19 protein-coding genes and 1 tRNA gene are annotated in these 21,530 nt (G+C 55.5%); 14 read left to right on the top strand and 6 right to left on the bottom strand.

Annotation, left to right across the window (positions count from 1 at the left end):
- The first annotated feature begins 64 nt into the window (after positions 1–64).
- The 9 genes from ACWYRJ_RS01440 (at position 65) to yejF (ending at position 11,657) form a co-directional block, all read left to right on the top strand.
- Positions 65–1,531, top strand: coding sequence for a mannitol dehydrogenase family protein (locus ACWYRJ_RS01440; protein WP_455507287.1), 1,467 nt, complete (start codon positions 65–67; stop codon positions 1,529–1,531).
- A 124-nt stretch (positions 1,532–1,655) separates the two neighbouring features.
- The gene (locus tag ACWYRJ_RS01435) at positions 1,656–2,642 is read left to right on the top strand and encodes a CobW family GTP-binding protein (RefSeq protein ID WP_149366467.1); all 987 of its coding nucleotides are present in this window, start codon (positions 1,656–1,658) and stop codon (positions 2,640–2,642) included.
- A gap of 33 nt (positions 2,643–2,675) precedes the next feature.
- On the top strand, positions 2,676–3,377 hold the full coding sequence (locus tag ACWYRJ_RS01430) for a phosphatase PAP2 family protein (protein ID WP_188035085.1): 702 nt from the start codon (positions 2,676–2,678) through the stop codon (positions 3,375–3,377).
- A 427-nt stretch (positions 3,378–3,804) separates the two neighbouring features.
- Positions 3,805–4,374 carry a bifunctional murein DD-endopeptidase/murein LD-carboxypeptidase gene (mepS, locus tag ACWYRJ_RS01425; protein WP_008500946.1) on the top strand — a complete coding sequence of 190 codons (570 nt, stop codon included), beginning with the start codon at positions 3,805–3,807 and terminating at the stop codon, positions 4,372–4,374.
- A 127-nt stretch (positions 4,375–4,501) separates the two neighbouring features.
- Positions 4,502–6,058, top strand: a complete 1,557-nt coding sequence (locus ACWYRJ_RS01420; protein WP_111965304.1) for a cyclic di-GMP phosphodiesterase — start codon at positions 4,502–4,504, stop codon at positions 6,056–6,058.
- Positions 6,059–6,131: 73 nt separating this feature from the next.
- On the top strand, positions 6,132–7,937 hold the full coding sequence (locus ACWYRJ_RS01415) for an extracellular solute-binding protein (protein WP_249576139.1): 1,806 nt from the start codon (positions 6,132–6,134) through the stop codon (positions 7,935–7,937).
- A 9-nt stretch (positions 7,938–7,946) separates the two neighbouring features.
- Entirely contained in the window at positions 7,947–9,041 is a 1,095-nt protein-coding gene (locus ACWYRJ_RS01410) for a microcin C ABC transporter permease YejB (RefSeq protein ID WP_029740961.1), read from the top strand.
- Positions 9,041–10,066, top strand: a complete 1,026-nt coding sequence (locus tag ACWYRJ_RS01405) for an ABC transporter permease (RefSeq protein ID WP_455507286.1) — start codon at positions 9,041–9,043, stop codon at positions 10,064–10,066. The genes ACWYRJ_RS01410 and ACWYRJ_RS01405 overlap by 1 nt, the downstream gene beginning before the upstream one ends.
- Before the next feature lies 1 nt (position 10,067).
- Positions 10,068–11,657 (top strand): microcin C ABC transporter ATP-binding protein YejF, encoded by a 1,590-nt coding sequence (gene yejF / locus ACWYRJ_RS01400; RefSeq protein WP_111965301.1) that lies wholly within the window; start codon positions 10,068–10,070, stop codon positions 11,655–11,657.
- 3 nt (positions 11,658–11,660) lie between these two features.
- Here the strand turns inward: yejF and ACWYRJ_RS01395 are convergent, their stop codons facing one another.
- The 3 genes from ACWYRJ_RS01395 to rsuA all read right to left on the bottom strand — a co-directional run bounded on the left by ACWYRJ_RS01395 (position 11,661) and on the right by rsuA (position 14,204).
- Positions 11,661–12,005, bottom strand: a complete 345-nt coding sequence (locus tag ACWYRJ_RS01395) for a YejG family protein (protein ID WP_008500952.1) — start codon at positions 12,003–12,005, stop codon at positions 11,661–11,663.
- Between the two features lie 279 nt (positions 12,006–12,284).
- Complete coding sequence (locus ACWYRJ_RS01390) at positions 12,285–13,481, bottom strand: Bcr/CflA family multidrug efflux MFS transporter (protein ID WP_455507285.1); 1,197 nt, start codon at positions 13,479–13,481, stop codon at positions 12,285–12,287.
- Between the two features lie 15 nt (positions 13,482–13,496).
- A complete protein-coding gene (gene rsuA, locus ACWYRJ_RS01385; protein WP_021241522.1) occupies positions 13,497–14,204 on the bottom strand; it encodes a 16S rRNA pseudouridine(516) synthase RsuA in 708 nt (235 codons plus the stop codon).
- A gap of 152 nt (positions 14,205–14,356) precedes the next feature.
- Here rsuA and ACWYRJ_RS01380 point away from each other — a divergent pair, with 152 nt between their 5' ends.
- Both ACWYRJ_RS01380 and rplY read left to right on the top strand, forming a co-directional pair.
- Complete coding sequence (locus tag ACWYRJ_RS01380) at positions 14,357–16,117, top strand: DEAD/DEAH box helicase (RefSeq protein WP_455507284.1); 1,761 nt, start codon at positions 14,357–14,359, stop codon at positions 16,115–16,117.
- 125 nt (positions 16,118–16,242) lie between these two features.
- Complete coding sequence (gene rplY, locus ACWYRJ_RS01375) at positions 16,243–16,527, top strand: 50S ribosomal protein L25 (protein WP_008500956.1); 285 nt, start codon at positions 16,243–16,245, stop codon at positions 16,525–16,527.
- A gap of 50 nt (positions 16,528–16,577) precedes the next feature.
- Here the strand turns inward: rplY and yejK are convergent, their stop codons facing one another.
- Positions 16,578–17,585, bottom strand: a complete 1,008-nt coding sequence (yejK, locus tag ACWYRJ_RS01370; protein ID WP_109845346.1) for a nucleoid-associated protein YejK — start codon at positions 17,583–17,585, stop codon at positions 16,578–16,580.
- Positions 17,586–17,719: 134 nt separating this feature from the next.
- On the opposite strand from yejK, the gene ACWYRJ_RS01365 reads away from it, so the two are divergent.
- The 3 genes from ACWYRJ_RS01365 (at position 17,720) to ACWYRJ_RS01355 (ending at position 19,876) form a co-directional block, all read left to right on the top strand.
- Positions 17,720–17,947, top strand: a complete 228-nt coding sequence (locus ACWYRJ_RS01365) for a YejL family protein (protein WP_008500958.1) — start codon at positions 17,720–17,722, stop codon at positions 17,945–17,947.
- 19 nt (positions 17,948–17,966) lie between these two features.
- Positions 17,967–19,727, top strand: a complete 1,761-nt coding sequence (gene yejM / locus ACWYRJ_RS01360) for an LPS biosynthesis-modulating metalloenzyme YejM (RefSeq protein ID WP_455507283.1) — start codon at positions 17,967–17,969, stop codon at positions 19,725–19,727.
- 72 nt (positions 19,728–19,799) lie between these two features.
- Positions 19,800–19,876: transfer RNA gene (locus tag ACWYRJ_RS01355), tRNA-Pro, on the top strand.
- Between the two features lie 36 nt (positions 19,877–19,912).
- Here ACWYRJ_RS01355 and ACWYRJ_RS01350 read toward each other — a convergent pair.
- A complete protein-coding gene (locus tag ACWYRJ_RS01350) occupies positions 19,913–21,100 on the bottom strand; it encodes an MFS transporter (protein WP_223580011.1) in 1,188 nt (395 codons plus the stop codon).
- A gap of 125 nt (positions 21,101–21,225) precedes the next feature.
- Positions 21,226–21,486, bottom strand: a complete 261-nt coding sequence (locus ACWYRJ_RS01345; RefSeq protein ID WP_010433451.1) for a DUF2534 family protein — start codon at positions 21,484–21,486, stop codon at positions 21,226–21,228.
- Positions 21,487–21,530: the final 44 nt, after the last annotated feature.

The following is a 21,530-nucleotide window of genomic DNA, read 5'->3' as shown; positions in this document are numbered from 1 at the left end:
TTATTTGCTGTCATATAACTTTACACTGGCATTGTTAATTAATGGTTAATCAGGTGTGTATCTCATGAAGACAATTGCCTCTACCGTCCTTCCTGCCGGGGTTCAGCAACCTCGCTACGATCGCCAGTCATTACGCTCCCGCATCGTTCACTTTGGCTTTGGCGCGTTTCACCGTGCGCACCAGGCTTTGTTAACAAATAGGGTGCTGAATGAAAAAGGCGGCGACTGGGGGATTTGTGAGATTAGCCTGTTCAGCGGCGACGCGCTGATGAGCCAGCTGCGCGCGCAGGAGCATCTGTTCACCGTGCTGGAGAAAGGGGCTGATGGAAATGAGGCGATTATCGTCGGCGCCGTCCATGAATGCCTGAACGCAAAACTGGACTCTCTGCCCGCCATTATTGAGAAATTTTGCGAGCCTCAGGTCGCGATTGTATCGCTCACCATCACGGAAAAAGGCTATTGCATCGATCCCGCGACCGGAAAACTCGATCTGAATAACCCCCGGATCGTCCACGACCTTGAAAACCCCTCAGAGCCACATTCTGCCCCAGGGATCCTGGTCGAAGCACTCCACCGCCGCCGCGAGCGCGGTTTGCCTGCGTTTACCGTGCTCTCCTGCGACAACATCCCGGATAACGGGCACGTGGTCAAAAACGCGGTGCTGGGCATGGCGCAAAAGCGTTCCGCGGCGCTGTCTGAATGGATTGATAGCCACGTGAGCTTCCCGGGAACGATGGTTGACAGAATTGTTCCCGCCGCGACGGAAGCATCGCTTGCGGAAATCACCGACGCGCTCGGCGTTGAAGATCCGTGCGCCATCAGCTGCGAACCGTTTATTCAGTGGGTGGTGGAAGATAATTTTGTCGCAGGCCGTCCCGAGTGGGAAGTGGCGGGTGTCCAGATGGTGCAGGATGTTCTGCCGTGGGAGCAGATGAAATTACGCATGCTCAACGGCAGCCACTCTTTCCTGGCGTATCTCGGGTATCTTGCCGGCTACGCGCATATTAATGAATGCATGGAGGACGCGGCGTTCCGTGAAGCCGCCCGTCGGCTGATGCTGAACGAGCAGGCCCCCACGTTACAGATTAAGGATGTCGATCTCACCGCCTACGCCGATAGCCTAATTGAACGCTTTGCCAACCCGGCCCTCCAGCATCGGACCTGGCAAATCGCGATGGACGGTAGCCAGAAGCTGCCCCAGAGAATGCTTGACGGGATCCGCGTTCATCTTGAGCGAAATACGCCGTGGCCGCTGCTGGCTCTGGGCGTGGCCGGCTGGATACGCTACGTCAGCGGTATCGACGACCGTGGCAATGCGATTGACGTTCGCGATCCCCTCAGCGATAAAATCCGCGCCATCGTCAACGCCAGCAGCGACGCCGACCGCGTTAACGCGCTGCTGGGGCTGAGTGAGGTCTTTGGTCACGATCTCGCACAAAACAGCGTCTTTGTGGAGACTGTCCGCCAGGCATACCAGCGCATTATCCGCAACGGCGCACGTCAGGCTGTTATCGAAACGTTAAATATTTAACGATTATTGCTCTTAACGCGAACGGATGAGGCCTCCGTTTGCCCTTCCCCTTCTCACAGGTCACGTTTTTCGCCAGGATAGAGAGAATAGTGTTATAGCATCACAATTCTGATCTGGAGCGCACGTGACCAAAACCAACCTCATCACCGGTTTTCTCGGCAGCGGTAAAACCACCTCAATTCTCCACCTGCTGGCGAATAAAGATCCGGCCGAGAAGTGGGCCGTGCTGGTCAATGAATTTGGCGAGGTGGGCATTGACGGCGCGTTGCTGTCATCCAGCGGCGCGATGATTAAAGAGATCCCCGGCGGATGCATGTGCTGCGTCAATGGCCTGCCTATGCAGGTCGGCCTCAATACCCTGCTGCGTCAGGGCAAACCTGACCGCCTGCTGATTGAACCTACCGGGCTGGGTCACCCTAAGCAAATCCTCGATTTACTGACCGCCCCGGTTTACGAGCCGTGGATCGATTTGCGCGCCACCCTGTGCCTGCTCGATCCGCGTCAGCTTCTGGATGACAAGGCGGTGGCTAATGAGAACTTCCGCGATCAGCTCGCCTCCGCTGACGTTATTGTTGCGAATAAAGCAGATCGCGCCACGGCTGAAAGCCAGGCCGCGCTGGATGCGTGGTGGCAACATTTTGGCGGCAATCGCACACGGGTGGAAACTACCCAAGGGAATATTGATAGCACCCTGCTTGACCTTCCACGTCTGAACCTCACCGCCTTGCCTGCCAGCGCGGAGCATTCGCACAGTCATCCGGTTAAGCAGGGTCTGGCAGCCCTGAATCTGCCGGAACACCAGCGCTGGCGTCGTAATCTGAATAGCGGCCAGGGATATCAGGCCTGCGGATGGATTTTTGATGCTGAAACCGTTTTTGACACCATCGGGATCCTGGAGTGGGCCCGCCTTGCGCCCGTCGATCGCGTGAAAGGGATCATGCGCACCCCGGACGGACTGGTGCGGATCAACCGCCAGGGCGACGATTTCTTTATTGAAACGCAAAACGTGGCACCGCCTGACAGCCGTATAGAGTTAATTAGTGCGGTTAACGCCGACTGGAATGCCCTCCAGTCCAGTCTGTTGAGGATTCGTTTAAGTTCGGGCGGCTAACGTTGCCCCAGTTTTCACTCTATGCAGAACGTTATGACAACTCGATTTCCCCTGATATTACTGCTTAATGTCGCCGGTCTGGCGCTTTTCTTCTCCTGGTATATCCCGGCAGATCATGGTTTCTGGTTCCCGCTGGATTCTGCCATTTTTCACTTCTTCAATCAGGAGCTGGTGAAGAGCAACGCGTTCCTGTGGCTGGTGGCAATTACCAACAACCGCGCCTTTGACGGCTTCTCGCTGCTGGCGATGGGCTGCCTGATGCTCTCTTTCTGGCTGAAAGAGGACAAAGCCGGGCGTCGGCGTATTCTGATTATCGGTCTGGTGATGCTGCTGTTTGCTGTCGTCATTAACCAGCTGGCCACCGCAATTATTCCGGTTAAGCGTTCCAGCCCAACGCTCTTTTTCACCGATATTTATCGCGTCAGTGAGCTGCTGCATATTCCAACAAAAGATGCGTCGAAGGACAGTTTCCCTGGCGATCACGGCATGATGTTGCTTATTTTTTCCGCAATTATGCTTCGCTATTTCGGCAGAAAAGCGTTTGCCATAGCCCTGATTATTTTTGTGGTTTTTGCCTTCCCGCGCGTAATGATTGGCGCTCACTGGTTCACCGATATTGCCGTCGGTTCGCTCTCCGTTGCGCTGATTGCGCTGCCGTGGTGTTTGATGACCCCACTGAGCGACAGGATAATAGCGCTGTTCGATCGCTACCTTCCCGATAAAACGCAACAATAATTGAACAAATAACTAACCTAAATTAACGTGAGCTATCAGGGATCGACATGATCCCTGATAGCGTTCTCGCCACGATCTTTTCCCAGCGTCATATTCTTGTCATCACATTCATGATAAAAATGAAGCAATTGCGCGATAAAGCCTCGGATCTGTCCGCATTTTAAGCAATTACGGATTTTTACTTTCTGTATCACATTTTCTTATAAAAAAAAGGCTTTTTTTACTCGCAATACCCCAGGCAATCGGTTAATCTCGAACTCGTTTTGCCCCATAGAGATAATTATTTCGCTGGCGAATAATTTTGTGCGCTGTACCACAAATGTGACCAGAAAGAATTGTCTCAATGTGAACAGATAATTAGTCTCGTCACGTTTGGCATTTTTATAACGATATTTGTCGTTAAGGACTTCAAGGGAAAATAAACAAAATGGTCAAATCTCAACCGTTTCTGAGATATATCTTACGGGGGATCCCGGCGATAGCAGTCGCGGTACTGTTGTCTGCATGTAGTACATCGAACACCGCAAAGAATATGCATCCTGAGACGCGTGTTGTGGGAATGGAAGATTCCTCGTCACTGCAAGCCTCTCAGGATGAATTTGAAAATATGGTACGTAATCTGGACGTGAAGTCCCGCATTATGGACCAGTATGCTGACTGGAAAGGCGTGCGCTATCGTCTTGGCGGCAGCACAAAAACAGGTATTGATTGTTCCGGTTTTGTACAGCGTACATTCCGCGAGCAATTTGGGTTAGATCTTCCGCGTTCAACCTATGAACAGCAGGAGATGGGCAAGTCGATTTCACGTACCAAACTGCGCACCGGTGATCTAGTCCTGTTCCGTGCCGGTTCTACAGGTCGACATGTTGGCATCTACATTGGTAATGACCAGTTCGTACATGCCTCAACCAGCAGCGGTGTCACCATTTCCAGCATGAATGAACCGTACTGGAAAAAGCGCTACAACGAAGCACGCCGCGTACTGACCCGCAGTTAATATGACTATCGTATCGTTGGTTATCCCTTGGCTGGCGATATGATGAAAAAAAGCACTGCTTCGGCAGTGTTTTTTTTTGCCCGTTACACTGAATACATCCAGCGGCATTTCAGGAATTACGACGTCTATGTTCACCCGCTATTTCTCCAGCAATCGCAAGATACTGATCCTCAGCATCATCACAGGCCTAATCGCCGCCCTGCTCCTGGGTTCGTTGCAATTTTTCTGGAGCTACCACAAGCGGGAAGTCAAATTCGACACCCTGATCCACGATGTGAGCATCTATATGGAGAGCTATTTCGATGAGTTAAAAAATTCTATCGATGTACTCCAGCCGCTCACGTTAAACAATTGCCACGACGTAAATCAGGAACTCACCTCGCGCGCTGCCTTTAGCGTTAACGTTCGCGCATTCCTGCTGGTCAGAGACAAAATGGCGTTCTGCTCTTCTGCTACGGGTCCGATGAATTCCCCGATGGAGGAGCTGATACCTGAGCTGCACATCGACAAACAGATTGATATGGCGTTGCTTCCCGGCACTCCGATGTTGCCCAACAAGCCCGCCATTGCCATCTGGTACCGTAACCCGCTAGTGAAGGACGGCGGCGTATTTACCTCAGTGAATCTCAACCTGACGCCTTACCTGCTCTACACGGCTCGCCAGGACGAATTTGCCGGCATCGCCATCATCATTGGCGATCATGCGCTGTCAACGCGGTCCAGCATGCTGGTCAACGCGCACGATCTTCATGAAACGCCGGCCCGTACCGCAACGCTGAAAGACGTTCCCCTGACCATAAATCTGTATGCGGACGCCTGGACCAGCGATGAAATTCTTTACGCCCTGTTCTTCGGGCTGGTATGCGGCATTTGTGCCGGCTCGCTCAACTACTATATCCTCAGCATTCGCCTCAACCCGGGTAAAGAGATTTTAAGCGCGATTAAGCGCGGCCAGTTTTATGTAGTCTATCAGCCCGTCGTCGATGCTAAATCGCTCCAGATGACCGGGCTGGAAGTACTGATGCGCTGGAAACACCCAACAATGGGGGAAATTCCGCCCGACGCGTTTATCAATTTTGCCGAAGCGCAGAAGCTCATTGTCCCGCTGACGCTGCATCTTTTTGACCTTATCATTCACGATGCTCCCGTATTACAAACGCTGTTACCTCCGGGCGCAAAGGTGGGCATCAACATCGCGCCGGGGCATCTGCATGCGGAAAGCTTCAAGGACGATATGCGCACCTTCAAAGCCCTACTGCCGCCTGATTACTTCCAGATCGTGCTGGAAATTACCGAGCGCGATATGCTTAACCATCGGGAAGCTAATAGCCTCTTCGAATGGCTCCATAACGAAGGGTTTGAAATCGCCATTGATGATTTTGGTACCGGCCACAGCGCACTGATTTACCTTGAGCATTTCACCATGGACTACCTCAAGATAGACCGCGGATTTGTTAACGCAATAGGGACTGAGACGGTGACGTCGCCGGTGCTGGATGCCGTTCTGACGCTGGCAAGACGACTGAATATGTCGACCGTCGCCGAAGGGGTAGAGACACCGGAACAGGCCGCCTGGCTGCGCGAACACGGCGTTAATTTCCTGCAGGGATACTGGATTAGCCGCCCGATGCCGCTGGCACAGTTCCGCGAATGGCGGCCTGATATTTCGGCCGAGGGTGATTAATTTCACATTGTCCGTGACGTCACTTATTATTCAGCTTAACCGAGCCGGTCTGTAAAGAGGGAGCTGCCGCGAGATGCTTATGCGCTTTATGTTGCTGATGTTGGCATTCACGAGCCTGTCCAGCCAGGCGCAAGCCATCAAAGAAAATATCGCCTTCGCGGTGATTGGCGAGCCGAAATACGCGGTCAATTTTACGCACTTCGATTACGTCAACCCTGCCGCGCCGAAGGGCGGAAAGGTCACGCTTTCCGCCACGGGAACCTTCGACAACTTCAACCGCTTCGCCCTGCGCGGCGTGGCGGCCGCGCGGACGGAATCGCTTTACGATACGCTCTTTGTCACCTCCGATGACGAGCCCGGCAGCTACTATCCGCTTATTGCCGAGAACGTGCGTTACGCCGATAACTTCGCCTGGGCGGAGATCTCCCTTAACCCTCGAGCTCGTTTTCATGATGGTACGCCGGTTAAGGCCAGCGACGTTGCGTTCACCTTTCATAAATTTATGACCGAAGGCGTTCCCCAGTTCCGCATCGTGTATAAAGGCGCGTCGGTCAGAGCCATTGCGCCGCTTACCGTGCGCATCGAGTTGAGCGAACCAAATAAAGAGAACATGCTCAGCCTGTTCTCGCTGCCGGTGATGCCGGAATCGTTCTGGAAAAGCCACAAGCTGAGCGACCCGCTTTCCACGCCTCCTCTGGCTGGCGGCCCCTACCGCATCACCGACTGGCGCATGGGGCAATATGTCGTCTATTCCCGCGTCAAAGACTACTGGGCAGCCAATCTGCCGGTAAACCGCGGACGCTGGAACTTCGACACCCTTCGCTATGATTACTACCTTGACGATAACGTGGCGTTTGAAGCGTTCAAAGCGGGGGCTTTCGATTTGCGGGTCGAGAGCAGCGCCAAAAACTGGGCGACCCGCTATATCGGCAAAAATTTCGCCAAAGGCTATATCGTCAAAGACGAGCATAAAAATGAGTCTGCGCAAGACACGCGATGGCTGGCGTTTAATATTCAGCGTCCGGTATTTAATGACCGCCGGGTGCGGGAAGCCATCTCCCTGGCCTTTGATTTTGAGTGGATGAACAAAGCGCTGTTTTACGGGGCTTACAGCCGCGCCAACAGCTATTTCCAGAACACGGAATATGCCGCGCGTGATTATCCGAAAGCCGACGAACTGGTTCTGCTGGCACCCCTTAAAGCAGAGGTACCGCCAGAGGTGTTTACAACGGTGTTTCAGCCGCCGGCTTCAAACGGTGACGGTTACGACCGCGACAACCTGCTCAAAGCCAGCAAGCTGCTGGATGACGCGGGCTGGCATCTGAAGAATCAAAAACGTGTTGATGCCAAAACGGGCAAGCCGCTCAGCTTTGAGCTGCTGCTCTCGTCCGGGGGCAACGACCAGTGGGTACTGCCGTTTAAGCACAATCTTGAGCGGCTGGGCGTGACCATGAACATTCGCCAGGTTGATAACGCGCAGATCACCAGCCGCATGCGCAGCCGCGATTACGACATGATGCAGCGCCTGTGGCCCGCCCAACCGTGGCCCAGCACGGACCTGCAAATCTCCTGGGCCTCCAGCTACATCGACTCCTCGTACAATGCGCCGGGGGTAAAAAGCCCGGCGATTGACGCGCTGATTGCTAAAATCGTGGCGGCACAGGGGGATAAAGAAAAGCTCCTGCCGCTCGGGCGCGCCCTCGACAGGGTCTTAACCTGGAACTACTACATGCTGCCGATGTGGTATATGGGCGAAGATCGCCTTGCGCGCTGGGATAAGTTCTCCGTGCCTGCCGTGCGCCCTGTCTATTCCCTGGGCTTTGATACCTGGTGGTATGACGTTAACAAAGCCGCCAGACTTCCCGCTGAGCGGCGATAAGGAATCATCATGGGTGCCTATCTTATCCGTCGTCTCCTGCTGGTCATCCCCACCCTGTGGGCCATCATCACGATTAACTTTTTTATCGTGCAAATTGCTCCCGGCGGCCCGGTCGATCAGGCAATTGCCGCCATTGAATTTGGCAACAGCGGCGGCATGCCCGGCGGCGGCGGTGAAGGCATGGGCGCAAGCCATGCGCGAACCGGCGTAGGGAATATCAGTGAAAGCCATTATCGCGGCGGACGCGGGCTGGATCCGGAAGTGATCGCCGAGATCACCCACCGCTACGGCTTTGACAAACCGATTCACGAGCGCTATTTCAAAATGCTCTGGGATTACATCCGCTTTGATTTTGGCGATAGCCTGTTTCGCAGTGCGTCAGTGTTAACGCTGATCAAGCAAAGCCTGCCGGTTTCGATCACGCTGGGGCTGTGGGGAACGCTGATTATTTATCTGGTCTCTATACCGCTTGGGATCCGCAAAGCGGTGTATAACGGTAGCCGCTTCGATATCTGGAGCAGCACGTTCATTATCATCGGCTATGCCATCCCGGCGTTTCTGTTTGCCGTCCTGCTGATCGTCTTTTTTGCCGGGGGAAGTTATTTTGACCTCTTCCCGCTGCGGGGGCTGGTCTCCGCCGATTTCAGTTCCCTGCCGTGGTATCAGAAAATCACCGACTATCTCTGGCATATCACGCTGCCGGTTCTGGCCACGGTCATTGGCGGGTTTGCGGCCCTGACCATGTTGACCAAAAACGCCTTTCTCGATGAAATTCGTAAGCAGTACGTTGTTACTGCCCGCGCCAAGGGCGTGAGCGAGAAGCAGATCATGTGGAAACACGTGTTCCGCAACGCAATGCTGCTGGTAATCGCCGGGTTTCCGGCCACGTTCATCGGCATGTTTTTTACCGGCTCGCTGCTGATAGAGGTCATGTTCTCGCTCAACGGTCTGGGGCTGCTGGGCTATGAGGCTACCGTATCGCGCGATTATCCGGTGATGTTTGGCACACTCTATATTTTCACCCTGATTGGCCTGCTGCTGAATATCATCAGTGATATCAGCTATACGCTGGTCGATCCCCGAATCGATTTTGAGGGCCGCTGATGCCGCGTTTAAGCCCCGTCAATCAGGCCCGCTGGGCCCGTTTTCGCCACAACCGCCGCGGCTACTGGTCGCTGTGGATTTTTGCCGTGCTGTTTGCCTTGAGCATGTGTTCGGAGCTGATCGCCAACGACAAGCCGCTGCTGGTGCATTTTAACGATCGCTGGTACGTGCCGGTCATCGCCAGCTACAGCGAAAGCGACTTTGGCGGCCCGTTTGCGACACGGGCGGAATATCAGGATCCGTGGCTTCGCCAGCAGATTGAGCAGCACGGCTGGGCGCTCTGGGCGCCGGTGCGCTTTGGCGCAAACAGTATAAACTTCGCTACCACGGCCCCCTTCCCTTCCCCGCCCTCCGCGCAAAACTGGCTGGGAACGGATGCTAACGGCGGCGACGTGCTGGCACGCATCCTGTACGGCACGCGAATATCGCTTCTCTTTGGGCTGATGCTGACGCTCTTCTCCAGCGTGATGGGCGTTGTGGCGGGCGCCGTTCAGGGTTACTACGGCGGGAAAATTGACCTGTGGGGCCAGCGTATCATCGAAGTCTGGTCTGGTATGCCAACGCTGTTTCTGATCATCCTGCTTTCCAGCGTCGTACAGCCCAACTTCTGGTGGTTATTAGGCATCACCGTCCTGTTCGGCTGGATGGCGCTGGTCGGCGTGGTGCGGGCGGAGTTTCTGCGCACCCGCAATTTCGACTATATCCGCGCGGCGCAGGCGCTTGGCGTTAGCGACCGGAGTATCATCTTCCGCCATATGCTGCCCAACGCCGTGGTGGCAACGCTCACCTTCCTGCCGTTTATTCTGTGCAGCTCCATCACCACGCTCACCTCGCTGGATTTTCTCGGTTTCGGGCTACCGCTGGGTTCCCCGTCGCTTGGCGAACTGCTGCTGCAGGGTAAGAACAACCTCCAGGCGCCGTGGTTAGACATCGCCGCCTTTCTTTCCGTGGCCGTGCTGCTGTCGCTGCTGATTTTTATTGGCGAAGCCGTGCGCGATGCCTTTGATCCGAACAAGGCGGTATAAGATGACCCAGCCTCTTCTGAGTATTGATAACCTGTCGATTGCTTTTTCAAAGCAGGGTGAGACGCGCACCGTGGTCAACGATTTATCGCTGCAGATCCAGCCCGGGGAAACGCTGGCCCTGGTGGGTGAGTCGGGTTCAGGCAAGAGCGTTTCGGCGCTCTCCATCCTGCGGCTGCTGCCTTCTCCGCCGGTGAGCTATCCGCAAGGGGACATTCTTTTTCACGGCCGTTCGCTGCTGCATGCCGACGAACATACCCTGCGCGGCATTCGCGGCAACAAAATCGCGATGATCTTCCAGGAGCCGATGGTTTCACTTAACCCTCTGCACAGCCTCGAAAAACAGCTTTATGAAGTGCTCTCCCTGCACCGAGGGATGCGCAAAGAGGCCGCGCGGGGAGAAATTCTGGATTGTCTTGAACGAACGGGCATACGCAATGCGGCCAAACGGCTGAATGATTTTCCGCATCAGCTCTCCGGCGGCGAACGCCAGCGCGTAATGATCGCCATGGCCCTGCTAACGCGGCCCGAACTGTTGATTGCCGACGAGCCCACAACGGCGCTGGACGTGACGGTACAGGCGCAAATACTGACGCTGCTGCGGGAACTGCGTGACGAGCTGAACATGAGCCTGCTGTTTATCACGCACAACCTGAGCATTGTGAGAAAGCTGGCCGACAGCGTCGCGGTGATGCAAAACGGACGCTGTGTTGAACAGAATACGGCGTCCGCGCTGCTGAGTGCCCCACAGCACCCCTATACGCAGCGCCTGCTCGACAGCGAACCCTCCGGCGACCCGGTTCCTCTCGATGCGGACAGCACGCCGCTGCTGCGCGTTGAGGATCTGTCCGTCTCGTTCCCGATCCGTAAAGGTATTCTGCGCCGCATTGTCGATCGCAACCCGGTGCTGAAAAATATCCGCTTCTCGCTGCGCCCGGGGGAATCCCTGGGGCTGGTGGGCGAATCCGGCTCGGGCAAAAGCACCACCGGTCTGGCGCTGCTGCGCTTAATTGCCTCCCAGGGCGAGATCCTCTTTGACGATATGCCGCTGCACCGCTGGAACCGCCGCCAGATGCTGCCCGTGCGTCCCCGCATGCAGGTGGTGTTTCAGGATCCCAACTCCTCGCTTAACCCACGGCTCAGCGTGTTACAGATTATCGAAGAGGGTCTGCGCGTCCATCAGCCCGGCCTGAGCGCGCAGCAACGCGAGCAGGAGGTCATGCGGGTCATGACCGAAGTGGGCCTAGATCCCGAGACGCGCCACCGCTACCCTGCGGAATATTCCGGTGGGCAGCGCCAGCGTATCGCCATTGCCCGCGCGCTGATCCTGAAACCGGAGCTGATTATTCTGGATGAACCGACGTCATCGCTGGACAGGACCGTACAGGCGCAGATCCTGGCGCTGCTGAAAGGGTTACAGGAAAAGCACCGGCTGGCCTATATCTTTATCAGCCATGATTTACAGGTGGTGCGGGCGCTATGCCATCAGGTGATTGTGTTGCGTCAGGGAGAGGTGGTCGAGCAGGGTGATTGCCAGCGCCTATTTAGCGCGCCAACGCAGCGCTACACGCGCCAGCTGTTGTCGTCAGACTAGCGCTCAGAATGGATACTGGCCGGAGAAAGGCTCTGCAATAGCAACGCCAAAATTTTTCAGGCGGCAGGTAGCAGCAAACTCGTCCTGGCTTTTCACAAACAGGCACGGCTCACCTTCGCACTCCAGCACGGAGCTGTCCACTTCGATATCCGTCAGGGCCTGACTGAGACGCTCCATCACCCGCCAGGCATTTTCGTCGCTCGGGCTCAGCAGCTTGAGCGCCACCAGGCAGTTTTCACAGCCCGCGACGTTTTGCGGAATCGGTTCAACTTTCGAACCAGCAAAACCCGCCGACCAGCGATAGCTCTGGGGCAAGCGATGGACAATAGAAAGTTGTAATGTATTCACGTTCGTTCCCCGGAAGCAAAATTTACTTCACAATTTATTTACATTTATAGTAACACATCATCGTCAGCCTGCACTATTCAGCACTTTTTTATCGGTATTCAGGCTCGCGTCGGCGCTATATGTACCCGTTTCTGCGATCTAACTCAACCTTTTTGAATACAATGATGTGACTTTTTACACAAATAGATTTTACATAAAATAAACAAACACGGAATAAACGAACGGGGGTTTGGTTGATATGCATCAACAAAAAAGGCCCTTCCGGGCCTTCTCTGCGTTTTAGTGGGCCGCTTTTCGCGGTCGACTGGCGTAAAGATAGAAGAGTATCGAGCTGGTTGCGCAAAAAGCCATCGCCCACAGCATGGGCCATGCCGTCGTAAAGGTGGCCATCGAAAGCAACGCCCCGACGATAGCGCCGATGCCGAATCGGAACGTCCCTGCCAGAGAAGATGCGGTTCCTGCCATGTGCGGAAACTCATCCAGGATCACCGCCATCGCATTGGAGGACACCATCGACACGCAGCCAACAAAGGCCGCCACGCCGACCACCAGCGCCCAGAAGCCCACGCCCATAAACGCGCTTACCACCAGCCAGATCGCCATCACAAACTGGATCCACAGCCCGGCGCGGAACATGTTCAGCGCCCCCACCCGCCGGACAAAGCGGCTGTTGATGATGGTCATGATGAACAGGAAGACGATGTTAAGCGCAAAGTAATAGCCGAAGTGCTGCGGCGAAACGTGGTTCAGCTCGATATAGACAAACGGCCCGGCGCTCAGGAAGGAGAACATTCCGGCGAAGCTGAACCCGCTTGCCAGCATATAGCTGAGCACGCGCTTGTGGCGAAACAGCGAGACAAAGTTGCCGATGGTGGTACGGATGTGAAACTTCTGGCGGCGCTCGACGGGAAGCGTTTCATCAATAAAGAAGAAGATCATCGCGGAGGCCAGCAGCGCGGCCAGGGCCAGGATCCAGAAAATCACATGCCAGCTGAACCACACCAGCACCGCACCACCGGCCATTGGCGCCACCAGCGGCGCAATCGTCGTCACCAGCATGACAAACGACATCATGCGGGAGAACTCTTCTTTGGGGTAGATATCGCGCATCAGGGCGTTAATCACCACGCTTGCCGCTGCCGCCGCCAGACCGTGGAAGAAACGCATGATAATCAGATGATCGATAGTCTGCGCCAGCGCGCAGGCAACCGCTGCGGCCGCAAACACCAGCGTCCCGCCCAGAATGACCGGCTTGCGTCCAAGGCTGTCGGCCATCGGGCCATAAAACAGCTGGCCGAGGGCAAAGCCGAGAATATAGGTGCTGAGCGTCATCTGCGCGCTGCCCGCCGGGACGCCAAACTGCGCGGAAATGACCGGCAGTGCGGGCAGATACATATCAATTGACAGCGGCATCAGCATGGCCAGCAGGCCAAGAATGAAGACGATTTTGAACGACGAGTGTGGCCTGGTGGTCACAGAGTTCTCCTGAAATTAGTGCGAAGGCAGACCGACGCTGGCGATCTCTTCTTCCGTTAACGGGCGATATTCGCCAGGCGCCAGGTCGGGATCGAGTTCAATCGCACCAATCCGTTCGCGATGCAGGCCAACAACGTGGTTCCCCACCGCGGCAAACATACGTTTCACCTGATGATAGCGCCCTTCGCTGATGGTCAGGCGGACCTCCGTCGGAGTGATGACTTCGAGCACCGCCGGTTTGGTCAGATCTTTTTCATTATGCAGCTGAACGCCTTTCGCGAAGTGCTCTGCCGTGTCATCCGACACCGGTGACTCCAGCGTCACGAGATAGGTTTTCTCGCAGTGGTGGCGTGGAGAGGTGATGCGGTGCGACCACTGACCGTCGTCGGTCATCAGCACCAGCCCGGTGGTGTCGATATCGAGTCGACCTGCGGCGTGCAGCTTGTGCGCCACCGGCTCGTCGAGGAAATAGAGCACCGTCGGGTGATCCGGATCGTCCGTTGAGCAGACGTAGCCTTCCGGCTTATTGAGCATGAAGTAGCGCGGACCGTGCTGCTGGGTCAGCGGATTGCCGTCATACTCCACCTGATGGTCAGGTTGCAGTTTGAACGCGCTGTCTCTCACAATGTCGCCATCCACGGTAACGCGGCTGGCGCGAATTTCGCGCCCGGCAATAGCGCGGCTTACGCCGAGTTGCTGAGCGATAAACTTATCAAGTCGCATGAAATCTTTTTAGCCTTAATGGTGCAGGAAGTCGGACAACAGGTCCGAAAAAAGAAGCAGTATGGAACGGTTCAGTATAATGGTCTGGTTGCGCCACTCAAGGGAAAAAGTTTCGTGGCATACTATGTGCGGAATAACGAAACCGAGACCCCATGACTTTTACACTTCGTCCCTATCAGCAGGAAGCCGTTGACGCCACCCTCGCCTGGTTCCGTAAACATCGCGAGCCGGCGGCGATTGTGCTCCCGACCGGTGCAGGCAAAAGCCTGGTCATTGCCGAGCTGGCGCGTCTGGCCCGCGGCCGCGTGCTGGTGCTGGCGCACGTTAAAGAGCTCGTCGCGCAAAACCATGCCAAATATTGTGCACTTGGGCTGGAAGCCGATATTTTCGCCGCCGGGCTAAAGCGTAAAGAGAGCCACGGCAAAGTGGTGTTTGGCAGCGTGCAGTCGGTGGCCCGCAATCTGGACCTGTTTCGCAGCGAATTTTCGCTGCTGATTGTCGACGAGTGTCACCGCATCAGCGACGACGACGACAGCCAGTATCAGCAAATCCTGTCCCACCTGAAAGAGGTGAACCCTCACCTGCGCCTGCTGGGCCTGACGGCGACCCCGTTTCGCCTGGGGAAAGGCTGGATCTACCGTTACCATTATCACGGCATGGTGCGCGGCGATGACAAGGCCCTGTTTAGCGACTGCATCTACGAGCTTCCGCTGCGCTACATGATTAAACATGGCTACCTGACGCCGCCTGAACGGCTGGATATGCCGGTGGTGCAGTACGATTTCAGCCGCCTGCAGGCGCAAAGCAACGGGTTATTCAGCGAAGCGGATCTTAACAAGGAGCTGAAAAAGCAAAAGCGCATTACGCCGCATATCATCAGCCAGATAGAGGAGTTCGCCGCGACGCGCAAAGGGGTGATGATCTTTGCCGCCACCGTTGAGCACGCGCGAGAAATCACCGGGTTACTGCCCCCCGGCGACGCGGCGCTCATCACCGGCGAGACGCCCGGCCCGGAGCGCGACCGCCTGATTGAGGCCTTTAAAGCCCAGCAGTTCCGCTATCTGGTTAACGTGTCAGTATTGACCACCGGCTTTGACGCCCCGCACGTCGACCTGATCGCTATTTTGCGCCCGACAGAATCGGTCAGTTTGTATCAGCAAATTGTTGGCCGCGGCCTGCGCCTGGCGCCGGAGAAAACCAACTGCCTGATTCTGGATTATGCCGGTAACCCGCACGATCTCTATACGCCTGAGGTCGGTGCGCCAAAAGGGAAAAGCGACAACGTGCCCGTGCAGGTCTTTTGCCCTGCCTGCGGGTTTGCCAACACATTCTGGGGCAAAACAACCGCCGACGGCACGCTGATCGAGCATTTTGGCCGCCGCTGTCAGGGCTGGTTTGAAGATGATGAAGGGCATCGCGAGCAGTGCGATTTCCGCTTCCGGTTTAAAAACTGCCCGCAGTGCAACGCCGAAAATGACATTGCCGCTCGCCGCTGTCGGGAGTGCGACACGGTGCTGGTTGACCCGGACGACATGCTAAAAGCAGCATTAAAGCTGAAAGATGCGCTGGTGCTGCGCTGTTCCGGCATGGCGTTGCAGCCCGGCGTCGATGAAAAAGGCGAATGGCTGAAAATCACCTATTACGATGAAGACGGGGCGGACGTCAGCGAGCGCTTCCGGCTCCAGACGCCTGCCCAGCGAACGGCCTTCGAACAGCTGTTTATTCGCCCGCACACCCGCACCCCGGGGGTGCCCCTGCGCTGGATCACCGTGGCGGATATCGTGCGCCAGCAGGTGCTATTGCGCCATCCGGATTTTGTGGTCGCCCGCAAAAAAGGCCAGTTCTGGCAGGTGCGCGAGAAACTCTTTGACTACGAAGGTCGCTTCCGTCGCGCCAACGAATTGCGCGGTTAGCGGGACTTTTCATTGATGTGGGGGGCATTTGAGTATAAAATGCCGCCCGCTTCACATCCGTGAGGCAGAACACTCACCTGCTGCTGGGTCGCCTGTAGTAGGGTTTTAAATACAGAGAGAAATCAATGTTCACTATCGAAGCAGAAGTACGTAACGTGCAGGGTAAGGGTGCGAGCCGCCGCCTGCGTACCGCTAACAAGTTCCCGGCTATCGTTTACGGTGGCGAAGCTGCTCCAGTTGCCATCGAACTGGATCACGACAAACTGTGGAACCTGCAGACCAAAGCTGAATTCTACAGCGAAGTTCTGACCATCGTTGTTGGCGGTAAAGAAGAAAAAGTGAAAGTTCAGGCTGTTCAGCGTCACGCGTTCAAGCCAAAACTGACTCACATCGACTTCGTTCGCGCGTAATCGCAAACCTGTCGAAAAAAACCCCGCTTCTGCGGGGTTTTTTGTGCCTGCTATTTACCGCCCGAGGTGCGGCGCTGAAGCTGATCGCGCAGATTCGGCGGCGTACCCTTAATGGTCAGCGTATCGGTGGCCGGATCCCAGAAGATACGTTCACCCAGCAGCATCGCATCAAAGTTGATGGTTAACCCACCGCCGCTGCCGGCAAACTTGGTTAACTGACGCAGCGTGCTTCGATCCGCCGGGAAGCTCTCTTCAAGCTCATAGCCCTTCTCTGCGGTAAACTCCTGGAAGCTGACTTCGCTGACGCCCGCTAGCTCTTTTGACAGCGACTCCAGCTCAATCTCTTCCCCTGCCTGCAGCTGTTCGTTGCAGTAGCTGTAAACCTGCTGACGCACCGTCTGGCGCTCAGATTTATCGAGCTGCGCTTCGGCTGTGAAATCGTCAACCGCCTGGAGCAGCCCTTTGTTCTGCGCTTTGGCGTTAAGCCCTTCACTGGCACCGAGGAAGTCCATAAAGAAATCCGCCACTTTGCGGCCCACGCGTCCCTTCAGGAAAGTCAGGTAGCGGGTCGACTCCGGGTTGGTTTCCCACTCGGTCAAATCAATACGCGCCACGATATCCGCATGGTTAATGTCCAGATAATGCGTCGAGCTGATATCCAACTGCTCGTTCACGCGCATGCTGCTTAAGTTATTCAGCACGGTAACCAGCAGATACTCGACCGCCAGATAGCGGTAGTGGCAGAACAAGACAATCCCGCCGTCGGCGAACGGATATTTAGCCAGCTCGTCGCGCAGACGCCCGGTTGCCGCACGGCTAAACGCCAGGAAATCCTCTTCACCCTGGCGCTGCAGGCGCAGGCTATCGGCCAGTTCACTGTCTTCGCTGAAAAGACCATAGGCTTTATTTTTGGCGCTGTAGACGCGATGCAGCTCTGCCATCATCTCCACCACGGTCGCCGTGGGTTCCAGTAACGAATCGCGCAGCACCACTTCAAGGGTTTGCTCATCACGCTTGATAAGCTGGTGCAAGGCAATCTGGTTGATTTCCAGACTCATGATAAACTCTCCTTTTAGACCGGGCGGTATTCAACCACCACCAGGACATGTGTGCAACAACAGATAAAAAAGGGGAAAAAAAGCTGTTGCTACGGTAATATGTTGCCCTTTCATCAACAAACTGATTTTGATTTATGCCACAACATTCCCGCTACAGTGATGAACACGTTGAACAACTGCTCAGTGAGCTGGTCAACGTACTGGAAAAACATAAAACGCCGACCGATCTCTCCCTGATGGTTTTGGGAAATATGGTCACCAACCTGATTAACACCAGCGTTGCTCCGGCTCAGCGTCAGGCGATCGCAAAATCTTTCGCCCAGGCTTTACAGTCGTCCGTCAGCAACGACCCGGCCCATTAAGGGATACGAACAACAGTTTATGGTGACGAATCGTCAGCGCTACCGTGAAAAAGTCTCCCAGATGGTCAGCTGGGGGCACTGGTTTGCCCTGTTCAACATTCTGTTGGCGACGGTCATTGGCAGTCGTTATCTGTTTGTCGCAGACTGGCCAACAACGCTAACCGGGCGTGTCTACTCCTGGATAAGCGTTGTCGGTCACTTTAGCTTTTTGGTTTTCGCCACCTATCTGCTGATCCTGTTCCCCCTGACGTTTATCGTCATGTCGCAGCGTCTGATGCGGTTCTTATCCGCCATCCTCGCGACGGTGGGGATGACGCTGCTGCTTATCGACAGTGAAGTGTTCACCCGCTTCCACCTGCATCTTAACCCCATCGTCTGGGAACTGGTGATTAACCCCGACCAGAACGAAACGGCCCGTGACTGGCAGCTGATGTTTATCAGCGTCCCGGTGATCTTGTTGATTGAGATGCTGTTTGCGACGTGGAGCTGGCAAAAGCTCCGCAGCCTGACCCGGCGACGCCATTACGCGAAGCCCGTCGCCGCGCTCTTTTTCGTCTCCTTTATCAGTTCGCACATCATGTATATCTGGGCGGATGCGAACTTCTATCGCCCTATTACCATGCAGCGCGCGAACCTGCCGCTCTCGTACCCGATGACGGCCCGTCGTTTCCTCGAGAAACACGGCCTGCTTGACGCTCAGGAGTACCAGCGCCGTCTTATCGAGCAGGGTAATCCGGAAGCCGTCAGCGTGCAGTATCCTCTGAGCGATCTACGCTATCGCGATATGGGGCGCGGGCAAAACGTCCTGCTGATCACCGTTGATGGCCTGAACTATTCCCGTTACGAGAAGCAGATGCCTGTGCTGGCCGATTTTGCGAGGCAAAACGTCTCGTTTACTCAGCATATGAGCTCCGGTAACACAACCGACGCGGGCATCTTTGGCCTCTTCTATGGCATTTCAGCCGGATACATGGACGGCGTACTCTCTACCCGCACGCCTGCGGCGCTGATCACCGGGCTGAATCAGCAGGGCTATCAGTTAGGGTTATTCTCATCCGATGGCTTTAACAGCCCGCTCTACCGCCAGGCACTACTGTCCGATTTCTCACTGCCAGCGGCACAAAATCAGTCCGATGCGCAGACCGCCGGCCAATGGATAAACTGGCTTCAGCGCTACGCGCAGGAAGATAACCGCTGGTTCTCATGGGTTGCCTTTAACGGCACAACGCTTGCTAACAGCAATAAGAATGATTTCGCGCGCCGCTATGGCCGCGCGGCGGGTGATGTTGATGCGCAGATTGGCCGCGTGCTTGACGCGCTACGTGAGTTCGGCAAGCTGGATAACACCGTGGTGATCGTGACCGCAGGCCATGGCGTCCCGTTAGGTGACGAGACGAAGAGCATGAGCTGGTCACGCCCGAACCTGCAGGTTCCGCTGGTGATCCACTGGCCTGGCACCCCGGCGCAGCGCATCAATATGCTTACCGAGCATAAAGATGTGATGACTACCCTGATGCAACGCCTGCTGCATGTCAGCACGCCAGCGAACGAGTATTCGCAGGGACAGGATCTCTTCAGCGCTGCGCGCCGCCATAACTGGGTCACGGCTGCCGGGAATGACACGCTGGTGGTGACCACACCGAAGCTGACGCTGGTGCTGAACAGTAACGGGAATTATCAGACGTATAATCTGCAGGGTGAACGGTTGAAGGACCAGAAACCGCAGCTGAGCCTGCTGCTGCAGGTCCTGACGGATGAGAAGCGCTTCATCGCTAACTGATTAATAATAAACCAGTTAGCGACAGATTCCCTTGCATTCAAAACGGAATCGAGTAGTATTCTTTTTATGCGTCGGCACGTAGCGCAGCCTGGTAGCGCACCGTCATGGGGTGTCGGGGGTCGGAGGTTCAAATCCTCTCGTGCCGACCAAAAACATACTGAAAACCAGCCTGATGGCTGGTTTTTTTATTTCGCCTCGTCCGGGGTTTTGCGCAGATACACCAGCGTAGCCAGACAAATCACCGCTCCGGCATAAAACGTATATTCCGCGCCAAACGTTTCCCATATCGCGCCGGCTCCCACGCTGGCGATTAATAATCCCACGCCGCTGACCAGACTAAAAATACCGAAAGCAGTGCCGCGCAGATCGGGCGGTGCGGTTTTAGCGATCATTGCCGCCAGTAATCCCTGGGTCATACCCATATGTACTCCCCAAAACGCGACGCCCAGAAGCATTCCAGCCCAGTGGGTGCTCAGCGCCAGCACAACATCTGCCCCAATCAGCATCACCAGGCCCCACTGCAGTAATCGGGTGTGGCTCATCCCGTCCGATAACTTGCCAAACGGATAGGCAGAGAGGAAATAGAGCAGATTCATGGCCACCATCACCAGCGGGATCAGCGCCAGCGGCACCCCCGACTGCTGTGCGCGCAGCACAAGAAATGCTTCACTGAAACGTGCGAGCGTGAAGATGGCTCCCAGGCCAATGACCCACCAGCAGCCTTTCCCGAGACGCCTGAGGTTCTCTTTTTTGATGGGGTTCGTGCGTTTATGTTCGACGGGCGTTTTCGGCTCATGCAGGCCGAAGAAAAGCAGCGCCACGGCGAGCACGCCGGGGATCACCGCGATCCAGAAAATCGTGCGGAAGTCATCGTTCCACAGCAGCATTAATCCTACGGCCAGCAGCGGCCCGAGAAATGCGCCGACGGTGTCCATAGACTGACGCAGCCCAAAGGCCGCGCCGCGAAGTTCCGGCGGCGTAACATCAGCAACCAGCGCATCGCGCGGCGCTCCCCGTATCCCCTTCCCGACCCGGTCGATTAAGCGCGCCCCAAGGATCATGCCGGAAGAAGAGGCGATAGCGAACAACGGTTTACTCAATGCGCCAAGACCGTAGCCCAGAACCGCCAGTCCTTTACGCTTGCCCAGATAGTCACTGATGGCGCCGGAAAACACCTTGATAAACAGCGCCGTAGCTTCAGCCAGACCTTCAATCAAACCAATGAAAATAACGCTGGCGCCCAGCGTCGTCACCATAAACAGCGGCAGCAGGCTGTGGATAATCTCCGAGGAGATATCCATTAACATACTGACGCCGCCCACCACCCAGACTCCTTTCGGGATCCGGCTGAGCGTTGCAAACCGGGATAACATTGCGCATCTCCTGCTTCATGTTGAAATGTCTTGTTCGAAACAGAATATCCTGGAAATGCGAATAAAAATTATTAGACATAAAAAAAGCCACCCCGCAGGATGGCTTCGATATCGCAAATCGGCGTCTAGTGTTTATCACGTCCGCCCAGGAAGAAAATGCCCAGCGGGATGGCCAGCAGAACGGTGAACACCAGGCTGTAGACAAAGATCATCGCCGACTGCAGGACATACATGCTGGTTGTCCAGGCAGAGAGAGGAATGTTGTACTGTTCGATAACGCCTACAATGGTGGCACGCCCCACGCACGCGGCAGCAATCATAAACACAACCAGCAGCGCCAGGAGGAACTTGCGGCCTTCAGGCGTTTTCAGTTTTGCACGAACCATCTCTCTTCCCTTTTACAGATGAATAACATTATAGAGGGTCTAAA

The sequence above is a fragment of the Enterobacter sp. genome (assembly GCF_977039595.1).
The sequence above is the reverse complement of the archived record's forward strand: the minus strand, read 5'-3'. Positions and strand labels throughout refer to the sequence as shown.

What these genes read in the sequence shown, in the direction of transcription:
- ACWYRJ_RS01415 (WP_249576139.1), top strand. Translation starts at nt 6,132, where the DNA reads ATGCTTATGCGCTTTATGTTGCTGATGTTGGCATTCACGAGCCTGTCC.
- ACWYRJ_RS01410 (WP_029740961.1), top strand. Translation starts at nt 7,947, where the DNA reads ATGGGTGCCTATCTTATCCGTCGTCTCCTGCTGGTCATCCCCACCCTG.
- ACWYRJ_RS01440 (WP_455507287.1), top strand. Translation starts at nt 65, where the DNA reads ATGAAGACAATTGCCTCTACCGTCCTTCCTGCCGGGGTTCAGCAACCT.
- ACWYRJ_RS01365 (WP_008500958.1), top strand. Translation starts at nt 17,720, where the DNA reads ATGCCACAACATTCCCGCTACAGTGATGAACACGTTGAACAACTGCTC.
- ACWYRJ_RS01380 (WP_455507284.1), top strand. Translation starts at nt 14,357, where the DNA reads ATGACTTTTACACTTCGTCCCTATCAGCAGGAAGCCGTTGACGCCACC.
- yejF (WP_111965301.1), top strand. Translation starts at nt 10,068, where the DNA reads ATGACCCAGCCTCTTCTGAGTATTGATAACCTGTCGATTGCTTTTTCA.
- yejM (WP_455507283.1), top strand. Translation starts at nt 17,967, where the DNA reads ATGGTGACGAATCGTCAGCGCTACCGTGAAAAAGTCTCCCAGATGGTC.
- ACWYRJ_RS01345 (WP_010433451.1), bottom strand. Translation starts at nt 21,486, where the DNA reads ATGGTTCGTGCAAAACTGAAAACGCCTGAAGGCCGCAAGTTCCTCCTG.
- yejK (WP_109845346.1), bottom strand. Translation starts at nt 17,585, where the DNA reads ATGAGTCTGGAAATCAACCAGATTGCCTTGCACCAGCTTATCAAGCGT.
- ACWYRJ_RS01350 (WP_223580011.1), bottom strand. Translation starts at nt 21,100, where the DNA reads ATGTTATCCCGGTTTGCAACGCTCAGCCGGATCCCGAAAGGAGTCTGG.
- ACWYRJ_RS01420 (WP_111965304.1), top strand. Translation starts at nt 4,502, where the DNA reads ATGTTCACCCGCTATTTCTCCAGCAATCGCAAGATACTGATCCTCAGC.
- ACWYRJ_RS01430 (WP_188035085.1), top strand. Translation starts at nt 2,676, where the DNA reads ATGACAACTCGATTTCCCCTGATATTACTGCTTAATGTCGCCGGTCTG.
- mepS (WP_008500946.1), top strand. Translation starts at nt 3,805, where the DNA reads ATGGTCAAATCTCAACCGTTTCTGAGATATATCTTACGGGGGATCCCG.
- ACWYRJ_RS01405 (WP_455507286.1), top strand. Translation starts at nt 9,041, where the DNA reads ATGCCGCGTTTAAGCCCCGTCAATCAGGCCCGCTGGGCCCGTTTTCGC.
- rsuA (WP_021241522.1), bottom strand. Translation starts at nt 14,204, where the DNA reads ATGCGACTTGATAAGTTTATCGCTCAGCAACTCGGCGTAAGCCGCGCT.
- rplY (WP_008500956.1), top strand. Translation starts at nt 16,243, where the DNA reads ATGTTCACTATCGAAGCAGAAGTACGTAACGTGCAGGGTAAGGGTGCG.